Below are 12,575 nucleotides of genomic sequence, written 5' to 3' on the forward strand. Positions count from 1 at the left end.
GCCGCAGCCTAGGCCTCGGCGGCGGGCGTCTCCTCCTGCCGTGGGAGGAGATCTCCACCGAGCACGAGGGTCGCGTGGGCGCCGAGCACCGTCTCCGCGCCCTCGCCCCGGACCTCGCCGTGACTGAAGATCGGCTCGCCCGTCACCGGGGCCCGGGTCTCGCGGTCGGCGAGATTGACCACCAGGGTGATCGGGCCGCGGCGTACCGCGAACCACCCGGCGTCGGCGTCGAAGTCGACCAGGGCCGAGGCCAGCCGAGGATCGGTGATCGCGGCATGGGCGCGGCGGATCCCGATCAGTTGCCGGTACGCCGTGAGCAGCTCGGCGTACTCGCCCGCGTCGGGTTCTGACCAGTCCAGCTTGGACCGGGTGAACGTGGCGGGATCCTGCGGGTCGGGGATGTCGTCGAGGTTCCAGCCCATCGCTGCGAACTCGCCCTTGCGGCCGCGGCTGACCGCCTCGCCGAGCTCCGGCTCGGGGTGGGAGGTGAAGTACGCGAACGGCGTCGAGGCCCCCCACTCCTCCCCGGCGAAGATCATCGGCGTCTGGTTGCCCAGCAGCACCAGCGCCGCGGCGATCACCAACTGGCCCTGGTCGAGCCGCGCGCGGGGGCGGTCGCCCGCGGCCCGGTTGCCGACCTGATCATGGTTGGCCGAGCAGACCACCAGCCGCCAGGCCGGGGTCTGCTCGGGATCGAGCGGGCGGCCGTGGTGGCGCCGCCGGAAGCTCGACCAGCCGCCGTCGTGGTAGAAACCGCGCTCGATCACCCGCGCGAGCGCGGCCGGGCCGGCGAAGTCGGCGAAATAGCCGCTGACATCGCCGGTCAGGTTGGTCAGCAGCGCGTGATGGAAGTCGTCGCTCCACTGCCCGGTCATGCCCAGGCCGCCGGCCTCGCGCGGCGTGATCATCCGCGGGTCGTTGGCATCGGATTCGGCGATCAGGCTCAGCGGGCGGCGCAGGTGCGCCGACAGGGCGGCGGTCTCGGCCGCAAGCTGCTCCAGCACGTGGGTCGCGCGATGATCCACCAGCGCGTGCACCGCGTCGAGGCGCAGCGCGTCGACATGGAAGTCGGCGAACCAGGCGAGCGCGTTGTCGATCAGGTAGCGGCGTACCTCGTCGGAGTCCGGCCCGTCGAGGTTGATCTGGGTTCCCCACGGCGTCTCGGCGCCCTCCAGCAGATAGGGGCCGAACCGGGGCAGGTAGTTGCCGCTCGGCCCGAGGTGGTTGTAAACGGCGTCCTGCACCACGCCGAGGCCCCGGGCGTGGCAGGCATCGACGAAGCGGCGGTACGCCTCCGGCCCGCCGTAGGGCTCGTGCACGGCGTACCAGTCGACCCCGTCGTAGCCCCAGCCGTGCTCGCCGTTGAACGCGTTCACCGGTAGGGGCTCCACAAGATCGACGCCGAGTGCGACCAGGTGATCAAGCCTGCCGATGGCGGCATCCAGCGTCCCCTCGGGGGTGAAGGTCCCGATGTGCAGCTCATAGATCACCGAGCCGGCGAGCTGGCGACCGGTCCAGGCGTGATCGGTCCAGTCGAAGGCGGTCGGGTCGACGGTCTGCGACAGGCCGTGCACGCCGTTCGGCTGTCGCCGGCTGCGGGGATCCGGCAGCGGGGTCTCCTCGTCGTCGAGCAGATAGCCGTAGTCGACGCCCGCCCGGAGCAGCTCCGGGTCCAGGTCGACGGGTCGCCACCAGCCGGAATCCTCGCGCCGCATGGGAAACCGGCGCCCGTCGGCGAGCAGGGTGAGGCGCTGCGGGCGTGGCGCCCAGACGTCGAAGCTGATCACGATGCCTCCCAGACGGTGGGTCAGAGTTGATCGCCGATGATCACGGGTTCGTTGACGAGGGTGATGCCCCAGCGCTCGCGTACGCCGTCGCGGATCTCGCGGGCCAGCGCGAGCAGGTCGACGGCGCGCGCGTCGCCCCGGTTGGTCAGGGCGAGCACGTGCTTGCCGGACAGGCGGGCGGCGCCGGTGCCGTGGCCCTTGTCGAAGCCGGCATGGTCGATCAGCCAGGCCGCGCTGGTCTTCACCCGCCCGTCCGGCTGGGGAAAGCGCGGCGCGTCGGCCGGCAGCGCGTCGGCCGCGGCGGCGTCGATGATCGGATTGGTGAAGAACGAGCCGGCGCTCCAGGTGTCGTGATCATCGGCATCGAGCACCATGCCCTTGCCGCGGCGCAGCGCGAGCACGGCCTCGCGCACCCGCGTCGCCGGCGCCCGTTCGCCCTGCTCGACGCCCAGGCGCCGGGCCAGCTCCGCATAGCGGACCGGTGCGGAGAGATCGCCGATCGGCAACTGGAACGTGACGTCGAGGACCACGAACCGGTCCGGATTCCCCTTGAACCTGCTGTGCCGGTAGGAGAAGCCGCAGTCGGCTCCGGCGAAGGTGACGATCCGTCGCTCGGCGCGATCCCACGTGCGCACCCGGGCGATGGTCTGGGCGACCTCCGCCCCGTAGGCGCCGACGTTCTGGATCGGCGTCGCGCCGACCAGCCCCGGGATACCGGAGAGCGCCTCCAACCCGGCCCAGCCGTGCTCAAGGGTGTGCGCGACGAATGCGTCCCATGGCTCACCGGCCTGCGCGGTGATCATCGCGCCGGAGCAGGAATCGACATCGGAGTCGATCCTGCGGTTCGCGATCACGATCACCCGGCCGTCGAAGCCGGCATCGGCGATCAGCAGGTTCGACCCGCCGCCGATCAGCAGCACCGGCGTACCCTGCTCGTCGGCCTCGGTGATCAACGCGACGAGTTCGTCGGCGCTGCGGGCGGTCGCCAACTCGCGGGCGGGGCCGCCGACCCGCAGCGTGGTCAGCTCGGCGAGATCAGTCAACGCGCACCTGCGCGCTGGCCTGGCCGAGCACCTTCTCCTCGCCGCACATCACCTCGAGCCTGATCGTCGCGATGCCGTCGGCGATCTCGGCGACCTCGCCGGTGACCACGAGCTCGACGCCGACGCCGTCGTCCGGCACGGGCACCGGCTTGCGGAACCGGGCGTACTGGCCCACCACCCGGCCCGGGCCGCCGACGGCATCGGTGACGGCGCGCATGGCGATCGCCAGGGTCAGCATGCCGTGGGCGATCACGCCGTCGAGGCCGAGCTCGCGCGCCGCATGATCGGAGTGGTGGATCGGGTTGAAGTCGCCGGAGGCGCCGGCGTAGCGGACCAGCGTGGTCCGGGTGACGGGCACCGTCAGCGGGCCGATCCGCTGGCCCTCGGCGAGGGCGGTCATGCGGCGGCCTCGCGGTTGTGCACGAAGGTCGACTCCGCGGTGCAGATCTCCTCGCCGGCCGGCTCGGCCGGACCGCCCTCGACGGCGACGGTGGAGATCACCACGCGGATGCCGATGGTCTCGGTCGCGCCGCGGGTGCGCACGCTGGTGATCGTCAGTTGCGGGGCGATGGTGTCGCCGGCGCGCAGCGGCCGCGACCAGTGGAAGCGTTGATCGGCATGCACGGTGCGGGCGAGGGAGAGCCCGAGCTCGGGATCGTCGAACATCGCCTGCCAGGCGTCGGCGGCCACGCTCATCACGAAGGTCGGCGGCGCGGCGGCATCGGCACCGCGATAGGCGGGGTCGGGGTCGCCGATGGCGTCGGCGAAGGCGGCAATCCGGCCGGCGCTGACCGGGGTCGGGTCGCCGGGCGGATAGCTGCGGCCCACGTGCTCGGCTGAGATCATGGCGCCACGGTACCGGCCCGCTCAGCGCGGGGCGGTGGTGCTGTTGCCGATCAGCAGGCGGTAGGGGGCCGGCTCATCGGCGAGTTTCTCGCCCCGGGCCAGCGCGAGCATCATCTCGGCCAGTCGCCGGCCCTGCGCCTGACCGCCCTGGTCGATCGTGGTCAGGGTGACCGGCAGCCACGGCAGGTCGACCCCGTCGAAGCCGGTGACGCTGAGATCGTCGGGTACGCGCAGGCCGAGATCCTCCGCCGCCCGGATCACGCCGGCGGCCAGCGTGTCGGCCTGGGTGATGATCGCGGTCGGGCGCGGGTCGGCCGCCAGCAGGGCGCGCGCGGCAGCCTGGCCACCCTCGATGGAGACCGGGGCCGTGATCATCGGCCCGTCGGGAAAGACGTCGCGAAAGCCGCGCACCCGCTGCTGGGCGTCGGGGAAGTCGGAGCAGGTCACCTCCGCCGGCCCGAACGGCCGCGGCGTACCCACCGCGTACTCCGCCACGTTCAGCGGCATCGCGATGTGCGCGACGCGGGTGTGGCCGAGGTCGCGGACGTGGGCGGCCACCTCCGCCTGCGCGGCGCGGTTGTCGACGGTCAGTTGGACGACCCGGTCGTCCTCGGGTGCGCCGGTGCCGACCATCGGTACGCCGCGACCCGCCAGGTGTTCGACGACCGGATTGCTCCGCGGGCCGCAGAGCGGGAACGCGACGGCATCCAGCGCGGTGCCGGCAATCTGGTCGATCGCCGCCTCCGGATCGCTGCCGGACTGCGCGATCAGCAACAACCCGGTCGAGGTGTTGTCCAGGCCGGTCATGATCCCGTCCAACAGGCCGAGCGCGTACGGATCGCGCAGCGCCTGCATCAGCGTGCCCTCGCCGATCACGCCGACCACGCCGGCCCGGCCCCGGCGCAGCGATCGGGCGATGGGATCGGGGCCCGCATAGTCGAGTTCGGCCGCGGCGATCCGGACCCTGGCGGCCATCTCGTCCGAGACCGGTCCACGGCCGCTGAACACCAGCGACGCGGTGGACACCGCGACGCCGGCCCGCGCCGCGACCTGCTTGAGGGTCGGGCGCCGGGCGGCCTGGTCGACCTGGCTCATGTCGCGGATGCTACCCGCGCCGGCTCGCCTCGATCACCAGCAGCGGCAGCTCGACGCCCAGCAGCGGGGTGATCGCGTGGCGGGCGACCCGGTCCAGCCGCAGCGGGCTCGCCGCGACCGCCGCCTCGGGATCGCGCAGCGGGTCGCAGCCGTGGTCGAGCAGGCGGGTCGCGGGTCGGAGCAGGCGCTGGAGCGTCCGCGCCGCAGTGCCGCGCGGCGCGGCGCCGTGTTCGGCGAGCACCACCCGCCCGCCCGGGCGCAGGACGCGGTACGCCTCGGCGAGGGCGCGCGCCACCTCGTCCACGCTGCACAGGACGGTCGTGGCGAGCACGGCATCGACGCTCGCGTCGGGCAGCGGAACGGCCTCGGCGCGCGCGGCGAGCGGCGCGGCCGGATGGCCGCTGGCGCGGGCGCGGACGGCAAGTCGATCGCGCAGGCGGCGGTTCGGCTCCAGCCCGATCCAGGCGATGCCCGGCGCCAGCCGGGCGAAGTTGGCGCCGCGCCCGGCGCCGAGCTCGAGCACCCGGCCGCGCAGCGCCGCGACGGCCCGGTCGCGATCGCGTTCGAAACCCGCCAGCCCCTCGTTGATCATCAGCGGGTGATCTTGCGCGGGAACAGCCAGCCGCACAAGGCGCCGCAGGCGATGATCAGCCCGACGCACCAGGCGAGCGCGCCGATCCCGACGCCCGGCGAGACCGGCGTACCCTGCAGGAAGCCGCGCAGGGTCTCGATGACGAGCGTGTAGGGCTGATTGGCGGCGAAGACCTGCAGCCAGCCGGGCATCGTCTGCACCGGCACGAAGCCGCTGGAGACGTAGGGCAGGATGAAGAACAAGAAGCCGTAGCCGGCAGCGTTCTCCGGCGATCCGGAGATCAGGCCGATGGTGGCCATGATCGTGGTGATGGTCAGGATGTAGATCATCATCAGGCCGAGTGCGGCGAGCAGCGACAGCGCTCCCCCGGTCGGTCGGTAGCCGAGCAGCAGCGCCACGCCGAGGACGACGGAGGAACCGATCAGATTGCGCACCATGCTCGCCGCCACGTGTCCGACGAGCGCGGTGGCCGAGGCGATCGGCAGGGTCCGGAAGCGATTCATCACACCGGTGGACAGATCGCGGCTGACCGCCGCGGCGACGGAGGCTGCGCCTTGGGTGGCGCACAGCACCAGCACCCCGGGCACGACGTAGTCGAGATAGCCGGGACCGAGGATCGCCCCGCCGAAGATGTAGGTGAACATCAACATCAGCGTGAGCGGCAGGACGATCGCCATCACGATGCCCTCGCCGTCGCGCAGGCTGTGGCGCAGGCTGCGCCCGGCAAAGATCGCCCCTGAGTGCAGCGGCGAGACACCCCGCGCGGTGAGGTCGCGCGCGGTGTGGTCGCCTCGGGTGTGGTCGCGTCGGGTGAGTTGGTCCGTGCTCATCGGGCACCTCCGGTGATCATCTCGGGCCGATCGGCAGGGCGATCGGCGCGCTGGCGCGCGGTGAGGGCGAGGAAGACGTCGTCGAGGGTGGGCTGGCGCAGCTCGAGGCGGGCGGCCGGGTCATGCGGGGGAAGTTGGCGCAGGGCGGCGGCGACCGCGTCCGGCGTACCGTCCGTCGGAGCCTCGTGCAACACCTCACCCGTGGGCAGCACCAGGGCGAGGGATTCGCCGCCGACGATCGCCTTGAGCCGGCTCGCGGTGCCGTCGGCGACGATCCGGCCGCCGTCGAGGATCGCGATCCGGTCGGCCAGCGCCTCGGCCTCCTCGAGGTACTGCGTGGTCAGGAAGATCGTCGTGCCGTCGGCGGCGAGCGCGAGGACATCGCGCCAGACCTGTTGCCGGCTCTCCAGATCGAGCCCGGTGGTCGGCTCATCGAGGAACAGCACGGCGGGCCTGGTGATCATGCTGGCGGCCAGGTCGAGGCGACGCTTCATCCCGCCGGAATAGGTGTTCGCGGCCCGGCCGGCCGCGTCGGCGAGCCCGAACTGGTCGAGCAGTTCGGCGGCGCGGCGACGAGCGACGGCGGCGGGCAGCCCCCGCAGCCGGCCGAAGAGCACCAGATTCTCCCGACCGGTGAGCAGTTCGTCGATCGCGGCGAACTGTCCCGTGGTGCTGATCGCCGCGCGCAGCCGGCGGCGGTCGCGGGCGACATCGTGACCCGCCACCCGCGCGGTGCCCGCATCGGCGCGGATCAGCGTGGTCAGGATGCTGACCAGCGTGGTCTTGCCCGCTCCGTTGCGGCCGAGCAGCGCGAACACGCCACCGTCGATGCGTAGCGTCAGGTCGTCCAGCACCCGGTTGGCGCCGAAGCTCTTGGCGAGCCCGTGGGTTTCGATCGTGCCGTCCATTGCCCCTCTCCCTCCATTTGTGTCGTCAGTTATCGCCGCCTGCGGCCTCGCCGAGGGGGCGATAACTGACGACACGATTTCTGCGTACTGAATAAACTGTTTTGTCCGCACACAGCGTGGCACGAAACTGTGTGCCCTGCAAGCAGTATGTGGGGAAAGCAGTATGTCTGGCATACAGTGACCCGCATGACGGATGAGCTGCCGCGGGCGCTGGCGATCGCCTGGGGGATGGAGACCTCGCCCAGCCGCGGGCCGAAGCGCGAGCTGAGCCACGAGAGCATCGTCGATGCGGCGATCGAGATCGCGAACGCCGAAGGACTCGCGGCGTTGACGATGCAGCGGGTGGCGAAGTCATTCGGCTTCACCACAATGGCGCTCTACCGCTACGTCTCCAGCAAGGACGACCTGCAGATTTTGATGCTCGACCGGGCGAACGCCCAGGCCGCCGACGCGGTGATCGACGCCACCGACTGGCGCGCCGGGCTGCGCGACTGGATGGACGCGGTGCGGGCGACGCTGCACGCGCACCCGTGGCTCTTCGAGCTGTACGCCAGTGGCGCCGGCGTGAACCAGCTCGCGCTGCCCAACATGATGCGGATGACCGACAACGGCCTGCGCGCGATGCGTACGCTCGACCTGCCGCTCGCCGCCAAGCTCGACGTGATCACCCGGCTGTCGGTGCTGGCGACCGAGTCGGTCAGCCAGGAGTTGGCGCGCCGCGACCCGAGCACCAATCTCGACCCGATGGCCGTGGAGGCGATCCGGGAAGTGGCGACCGCCGAACGCTTTCCCGACCTGCACCCGTCGATCGCCGACGGCAGCTACTTCGACGGCTGCACCGAGCTGGGCGACCCGGACAATCTCCGGACCGAGCTCGATTCCTTCTTCGACCGGCTCGAAACGCAGGCCCGGACCGGTCCCCCGGCCACCCCTGCGCCGCTCACCCCGGACGCCGCGGCGGCCGTTGCCGAACGCGAATGGCGCGAGGCCGTCGCCCTGCGCAAGCGGGCGACCGAACGGGTCAACGAGGCCTCCCGGATCGAGGCCGCGAAGCACGTCGAGTACACCGCAGCGAAGGAGTTCGCCAAGGCATCGGCAAAGGCCGCCCGATCCGGGCGGGGGTGAGCCCGCCTCCCGATCGACCATGATCATCATCTGCTCACCGCAGCCCGCTCGGCGAACACCGTGACCCCCACCGTCAGCGCTGCGCCGATCGCGATCATCAACAGGTAGGGCCCCGGGGCGGCCGCGGCCCGGACATCACCCAGTTTCGCGATCGCGAACGGGATCACCGCCACCACGGCGCCGAGCGTGCTGGCCAGGGTCGCCACGGCGAGGCCAACCAACGTCTCACAAAGGAGCATGGCCCGCACCTGCGGCTCGGTCGCGCCGACCGATGACATGGTCGCAAGCTCGCCACGTCGCCCGTTGATCGCGGCGATCAGATTGTTGGCCAACGCGATCGCCATGAACGCGGCGATCAACACGACAACCAGGTAGTTGATCGATGCCATCACCACGCCGATCCCGCCGGCGCCTCCGTTCGCGGCATTCTCGATCCCTTGCATGGTGAGGATTCCCGTGGACACCCCGAGAAACAGCGTCAGGAATGTGACCGCCGGTCGGATCCGATCCGGCACGGTGCGCAGGTTGATCCGTGCCAGGTGCCAGCTCGCCGAACGACCCGTCGGCAGCAATCGCAGCACGCGCTCCGCGAGCCCAACCAGCTCGCGGGCCAACAGGCACAGACCGACGGCAACCAGCACACAGCCCGGCCCGGTTGCCGCGGTGGCATAGACACTGGATGCGGGCATCGCCAGCGAGCTTGCCGAGGAGATCAGGCCGATCATGATCAATGCCGCCGCCACGATTCGGCGTACCCGGCCCGAGCGGGACGCACGATCGCTCGGACCGGCGGCCTCGACAGGGCTCCGCGCGGCCAGCGTACGCGCGCCGAGATACCCGCCCGCGATGCTGGCGAGCACGATCAGCCCCGCGGCGAGGACCGGCCAGCCCAGGCCGGGACGATACGCAGATTCCGGGTGGATCAGCCCGACATCGCGGACCTGCGCGACGATCACCCAGCCGACCAGATAGCTCACCGCCACGCCGGGCAGCGCCGCGGCCAGGGCGACCGCCGCGGTCTCCAGCGCGACCATCCGGCGGACCTGCCCCGGAGTGGCACCGATCAGGCGCATCCCGCCGATCTCTTCGGTACGCCCGTCGAGCGCGACCCCCACCGTGGAGACCACTGCGAACACCACGATCGCCAGGATCCAACTGCCCATGATCGCCGGGAACTGGGTGAGGAACGGCCGATCGGCATCGTTCGCGCCGGGCGCCAGACCGCTCGCCAGGATGCCGGCCATGCCTGCCACGAGCGCGGTACCGACGAGGCCGACCAGGCCGGTGGCCAGCAACGAACGCCGGTGGTACGCCGCCGACTGCAGCGCGACGCTGATCATCGTCCCGCCTCGGCTGCTTCGCGTTCGGCGTTCTCGATCAGCACCGCCATCCGCGCGGCCACGGCGCGCGCAGACGGCTCGCCGACGCGATCGACGAGCCGCCCGTCGGCGAGGAACAGCACCTCATCGGAGCTGCCGGCGGCCGACGGATCGTGGGTGACCATGACGATGGTCTGGCCGGCATCGGCCAGGCTGCGGAGCAGGCCCAGCACCTCGCGCGCGCTGTGCAGGTCCAGCGCGCCGGTCGGTTCGTCGGCGAAGACGATCGACGGTTCGGTGATCAGCGCGCGGGCGATCGCCACCCGTTGCCGTTGACCTCCCGAAAGCTGGTTCGGCCGGTGCCGGGCTCGCTGACCGAGGCCGACCCGGTCGAGCAGCTCGACGGTTGCCCGGCGATCGGGGCGGCGTCCGTCCAGACGCAGCGGCAGCTCGACGTTCTCGGCGGCGGTCAGCGCGGGCAGCAGGTTGAATGACTGGAACACGAATCCGAGCTCGCGACGGCGTAGCTCGGCGAGCCGGGTCTGGTCCAGGCCACCGAGCACCTGGCCGGCCAGTTCGACCCGGCCGCCGGTCGGCGACTGGAGCCCTGCGGAACAGTGCAGCAACGTGGTCTTGCCCGAGCCGGACGGGCCCATGATCGCGGTGAAGGAGCCGCGCGCGATCGTGAGGTCGATGCCGCGCAGTGCGTGCACGGGACCCGCGTCACCCGGATAGGCGCAGGCGAGCCCGCGCAACCGGAGCGCGGGCGCGCCCGGCTGACTGGAAGCCGATCGCCGCGGCGCGGGACCTCGGCGGTTGGTGTCGTTCATGGATGGCCCGTTTCTCGCCGGCGGTCGCTCGCCGCCGGTTGATACGAGCGTATGAAACATATGTATGAAATGCAAATGTTAGCATCCTCGAGCGATGGACCAGGACACGAACTCGCCGACCAAGGACCGCCTGCTCGCGGCCGCCCGGGCCTGCCTTCTGCGACGCGGGTACGCGGGCACGACGGTGCGCGAGCTGATCGCCGAGAGCGGCACCAACCAGGCGTCGATCAACTACCACTTCGGGTCGAAGGAGGTCCTGCTCAACCAGGCCGTGCTGGATCTCAACGGCGAATGGGGGCGGCACCTGTTCGACGCCGTGGGCGGTGAGTTGTCGGCCACCGAGCGCTGGCGACGGGTGATCGACTCCATCGAGGAGAACCGATCGCTGTGGTTCGTCAACTTCGAGGCGATCACCCTGGCCCAGCACAACGAGACGATCCGGCAGGGCCTTGCCGAACGCGGCGCGCGGGCCCGGGAGGTGCTCGCCGAGGCATTCGGCGGCGACGGCTCCCGGCAGTACGCCCTGCTGATCGGCGTGGCCGCCCAGTGGCTGCTCGACCCCGACACCGCCCCGTCGGCGGAGGCGATTGCCGGCGGCGCCGCCCCCGGCTGAGCTTGCGGGTTGAGAGCTTGCGGGGTTGAGAGCTTGCGGGGTTGATGCTGGGCCCTCCCTCCTCCGGCGCGGCTCTCCCCACCCAAGAGTGTCGTCAGTTATCGCCCTCTGGGGAGCTGCCCAGGGGGCGATAACTGACGACACAACTGGATCGAGGACGGAGCCGCGACCGGCGGCATACTGGCGTGGGGCATCCGCATCCAGGGAGGGCGTTGTCATGGCGAACGGCGACCGGCACGAACACCCCGGGCATGATCACGGGCAGGGGCATGATCACGGGCACGGACAAGGGCACGGGCACGGGCACGGGCACGGGCACAGGCATGATCACGGCTTGGGCTGGTGGCCGCGGCTGCGGCACGCGCTTTCGGACCTGGTCGGCGGGCACTCCCACGACGCGGCGGACCAGGTCGACGATGCACTGGAGGCCGACGAGCGCGGGCGCCGGGCGCTCTGGATCAGCCTCGGCGCGCTGGTGCTGACGGCAGCCGTGCAGGCGGGCGTGTTCTGGTTCACCGGCTCGGTGGCCCTGCTCGGCGACACGCTGCACAACGTCGCCGACGCCGCCACGGCGGTGCCGCTGTTGATCGCCTTCTGGCTGGCCCGGCGCCCGGCCAACGACACCTACACCTACGGCTACGGGCGGGCCGAGGATCTGGCCGGGCTGTTCGTGGTCGCCATGATCGCGCTGTCCAGCGTGGTGGCCGCCTGGCAGGCGATCGACCGGCTGCTGAATCCGCGCGAGGTGTCGCACCTGTGGGCGGTCGCGGCGGCGGGCGTGGTGGGGTTCGTGGGCAACGAGCTGGTTGCCCGGTATCGCATCCGGGTCGGCCGCCGGATCGGGTCCGCGGCGCTGGTCGCCGACGGGCTGCACGCCCGTACCGACGGGTTCACCTCCCTCGCGGTCGTGCTGGGCGCCGCCGGCGTGGCGGTCGGCTGGACGTGGGCCGATCCGGTCATCGGGCTGCTGATCGCTCTCGCGATCCTCGGCGTCCTCCGCTCGGCGATCAAGCAGGTCGGCGCGCGGCTGATGGACGCCGTGGACCCCCGGCTGGTCGCCCGGGCGCGCGCCGAGATCGCCGGCACTCCCGGCGTGCTGGGGGTACGCGCGATCCGGCTGCGCTGGATCGGGCACACGCTGCACGCCGATGCCGATGTCACCGTCGGCGACGACCTGCCGGTGACCGCCGGGCACGAGATTGCCCACGCCGTCGAGCAGCGGCTGATCGACGGCGTACCGCGGCTGACCCGGGCCGTCGTCCATGTCAGCCCCGCCGGCGCGCACCGGCTGGTCTCCTGACGCCTGCCGCGCGAGGATCCCGGCCGCCCCGCCCCGCGACCGCCTAGTCTGGGAGGCGATGACTTCCTCGCTCCGTTGGTCGATCGCGACCTTCGCCTGCTTCGCTGCGGCGCTGCTGGCCGTGCTCGCGGCGAACGTGCCGCCGGGCCGCAGCGCGCCGATCGTCTGCTTCGCGATCGCGGGCGCGTTCGTGATCGTCGGGCTGGTCCTGCGGTTCCAGACGGTACGCCAGCTCAACCGCGAGTCCCGCGAGCGGCACGGGCACAAGCCCTCGTGACCGAGGAGGA

14 protein-coding genes are annotated in these 12,575 nt (G+C 71.7%); 4 read left to right on the forward strand and 10 right to left on the reverse strand.

The genetic code is table 11. The features are described 5' to 3' along the window. Nucleotides 1–8 precede the first annotated feature (8 nt). From treZ to GGQ54_RS05550, 8 genes are read right to left on the reverse strand one after another with little or no spacing between them, the layout of a single operon-like run. Nucleotides 9–1,787 carry a malto-oligosyltrehalose trehalohydrolase gene (gene treZ / locus GGQ54_RS05515; RefSeq protein WP_179444482.1) on the reverse strand — a complete coding sequence of 593 codons (1,779 nt, stop codon included), beginning with the start codon at nt 1,785–1,787 and terminating at the stop codon, nt 9–11. Between the two features lie 20 nt (nt 1,788–1,807). Beyond that, complete coding sequence (locus GGQ54_RS05520) at nt 1,808–2,830, reverse strand: UDP-N-acetylmuramate dehydrogenase (RefSeq protein WP_179444483.1); 1,023 nt, start codon at nt 2,828–2,830, stop codon at nt 1,808–1,810. Beyond that, entirely contained in the window at nt 2,823–3,230 is a 408-nt protein-coding gene (locus GGQ54_RS05525) for a MaoC/PaaZ C-terminal domain-containing protein (protein WP_179444484.1), read from the reverse strand. Before GGQ54_RS05525 ends, GGQ54_RS05520 begins: the two co-directional genes overlap by 8 nt. After that, nucleotides 3,227–3,676, reverse strand: a complete 450-nt coding sequence (locus GGQ54_RS05530; RefSeq protein WP_179444485.1) for an FAS1-like dehydratase domain-containing protein — start codon at nt 3,674–3,676, stop codon at nt 3,227–3,229. Before GGQ54_RS05530 ends, GGQ54_RS05525 begins: the two co-directional genes overlap by 4 nt. A 21-nt stretch (nt 3,677–3,697) precedes the next feature. After that, complete coding sequence (locus tag GGQ54_RS05535; protein ID WP_179444486.1) at nt 3,698–4,771, reverse strand: LacI family DNA-binding transcriptional regulator; 1,074 nt, start codon at nt 4,769–4,771, stop codon at nt 3,698–3,700. 10 nt (nt 4,772–4,781) lie between these two features. Beyond that, on the reverse strand, nt 4,782–5,363 hold the full coding sequence (locus tag GGQ54_RS05540; RefSeq protein WP_179444487.1) for a class I SAM-dependent methyltransferase: 582 nt from the start codon (nt 5,361–5,363) through the stop codon (nt 4,782–4,784). Next, nucleotides 5,363–6,193, reverse strand: coding sequence for an ABC transporter permease (locus GGQ54_RS05545; protein WP_179444488.1), 831 nt, complete (start codon nt 6,191–6,193; stop codon nt 5,363–5,365). The genes GGQ54_RS05540 and GGQ54_RS05545 overlap by 1 nt, the downstream gene beginning before the upstream one ends. Continuing rightward, entirely contained in the window at nt 6,190–7,101 is a 912-nt protein-coding gene (locus tag GGQ54_RS05550) for an ATP-binding cassette domain-containing protein (protein ID WP_179444489.1), read from the reverse strand. Before GGQ54_RS05550 ends, GGQ54_RS05545 begins: the two co-directional genes overlap by 4 nt. Nucleotides 7,102–7,287: 186 nt before the next feature. Here GGQ54_RS05550 and GGQ54_RS05555 point away from each other — a divergent pair, with 186 nt between their 5' ends. Continuing rightward, entirely contained in the window at nt 7,288–8,226 is a 939-nt protein-coding gene (locus GGQ54_RS05555; protein ID WP_179444490.1) for a TetR/AcrR family transcriptional regulator, read from the forward strand. Nucleotides 8,227–8,252: 26 nt separating this feature from the next. Here the strand turns inward: GGQ54_RS05555 and GGQ54_RS05560 are convergent, their stop codons facing one another. Together GGQ54_RS05560 and GGQ54_RS05565 are read right to left on the reverse strand one after the other, a co-directional pair. Further along, the gene (locus tag GGQ54_RS05560; protein ID WP_179444491.1) at nt 8,253–9,566 is read right to left on the reverse strand and encodes an FtsX-like permease family protein; all 1,314 of its coding nucleotides are present in this window, start codon (nt 9,564–9,566) and stop codon (nt 8,253–8,255) included. After that, a complete protein-coding gene (locus tag GGQ54_RS05565) occupies nt 9,563–10,375 on the reverse strand; it encodes an ABC transporter ATP-binding protein (RefSeq protein ID WP_179444492.1) in 813 nt (270 codons plus the stop codon). Before GGQ54_RS05565 ends, GGQ54_RS05560 begins: the two co-directional genes overlap by 4 nt. Nucleotides 10,376–10,469: 94 nt before the next feature. Between GGQ54_RS05565 and GGQ54_RS05570 the strand changes: the two genes are divergently transcribed. From GGQ54_RS05570 to GGQ54_RS05580, 3 genes are all read left to right on the forward strand, one after another. Next, nucleotides 10,470–10,988: a TetR/AcrR family transcriptional regulator gene (locus GGQ54_RS05570; RefSeq protein WP_179444493.1), complete on the forward strand. Its 519-nt coding sequence runs from the start codon at nt 10,470–10,472 to the stop codon at nt 10,986–10,988. 217 nt (nt 10,989–11,205) lie between these two features. Further along, nucleotides 11,206–12,288 (forward strand): cation diffusion facilitator family transporter, encoded by a 1,083-nt coding sequence (locus GGQ54_RS05575; RefSeq protein ID WP_179444494.1) that lies wholly within the window; start codon nt 11,206–11,208, stop codon nt 12,286–12,288. Between the two features lie 58 nt (nt 12,289–12,346). Then, nucleotides 12,347–12,565, forward strand: coding sequence for a hypothetical protein (locus GGQ54_RS05580; RefSeq protein WP_179444495.1), 219 nt, complete (start codon nt 12,347–12,349; stop codon nt 12,563–12,565). The last annotated feature ends 10 nt before the right edge of the window (nt 12,566–12,575 follow it).

This window comes from Naumannella cuiyingiana, assembly GCF_013408305.1.
GTDB lineage: Bacteria > Actinomycetota > Actinomycetes > Propionibacteriales > Propionibacteriaceae > Naumannella > Naumannella cuiyingiana.

What these genes read in the sequence shown, in the direction of transcription:
- GGQ54_RS05535 (WP_179444486.1), bottom strand. Translation starts at nt 4,771, where the DNA reads ATGAGCCAGGTCGACCAGGCCGCCCGGCGCCCGACCCTCAAGCAGGTC.
- GGQ54_RS05530 (WP_179444485.1), bottom strand. Translation starts at nt 3,676, where the DNA reads ATGATCTCAGCCGAGCACGTGGGCCGCAGCTATCCGCCCGGCGACCCG.
- GGQ54_RS05570 (WP_179444493.1), top strand. Translation starts at nt 10,470, where the DNA reads ATGGACCAGGACACGAACTCGCCGACCAAGGACCGCCTGCTCGCGGCC.
- GGQ54_RS05560 (WP_179444491.1), bottom strand. Translation starts at nt 9,566, where the DNA reads ATGATCAGCGTCGCGCTGCAGTCGGCGGCGTACCACCGGCGTTCGTTG.
- GGQ54_RS05575 (WP_179444494.1), top strand. Translation starts at nt 11,206, where the DNA reads ATGGCGAACGGCGACCGGCACGAACACCCCGGGCATGATCACGGGCAG.
- GGQ54_RS05525 (WP_179444484.1), bottom strand. Translation starts at nt 3,230, where the DNA reads ATGACCGCCCTCGCCGAGGGCCAGCGGATCGGCCCGCTGACGGTGCCC.
- GGQ54_RS05565 (WP_179444492.1), bottom strand. Translation starts at nt 10,375, where the DNA reads ATGAACGACACCAACCGCCGAGGTCCCGCGCCGCGGCGATCGGCTTCC.
- GGQ54_RS05550 (WP_179444489.1), bottom strand. Translation starts at nt 7,101, where the DNA reads ATGGACGGCACGATCGAAACCCACGGGCTCGCCAAGAGCTTCGGCGCC.
- GGQ54_RS05540 (WP_179444487.1), bottom strand. Translation starts at nt 5,363, where the DNA reads ATGATCAACGAGGGGCTGGCGGGTTTCGAACGCGATCGCGACCGGGCC.
- GGQ54_RS05555 (WP_179444490.1), top strand. Translation starts at nt 7,288, where the DNA reads ATGACGGATGAGCTGCCGCGGGCGCTGGCGATCGCCTGGGGGATGGAG.
- GGQ54_RS05545 (WP_179444488.1), bottom strand. Translation starts at nt 6,193, where the DNA reads ATGAGCACGGACCAACTCACCCGACGCGACCACACCCGAGGCGACCAC.
- GGQ54_RS05580 (WP_179444495.1), top strand. Translation starts at nt 12,347, where the DNA reads ATGACTTCCTCGCTCCGTTGGTCGATCGCGACCTTCGCCTGCTTCGCT.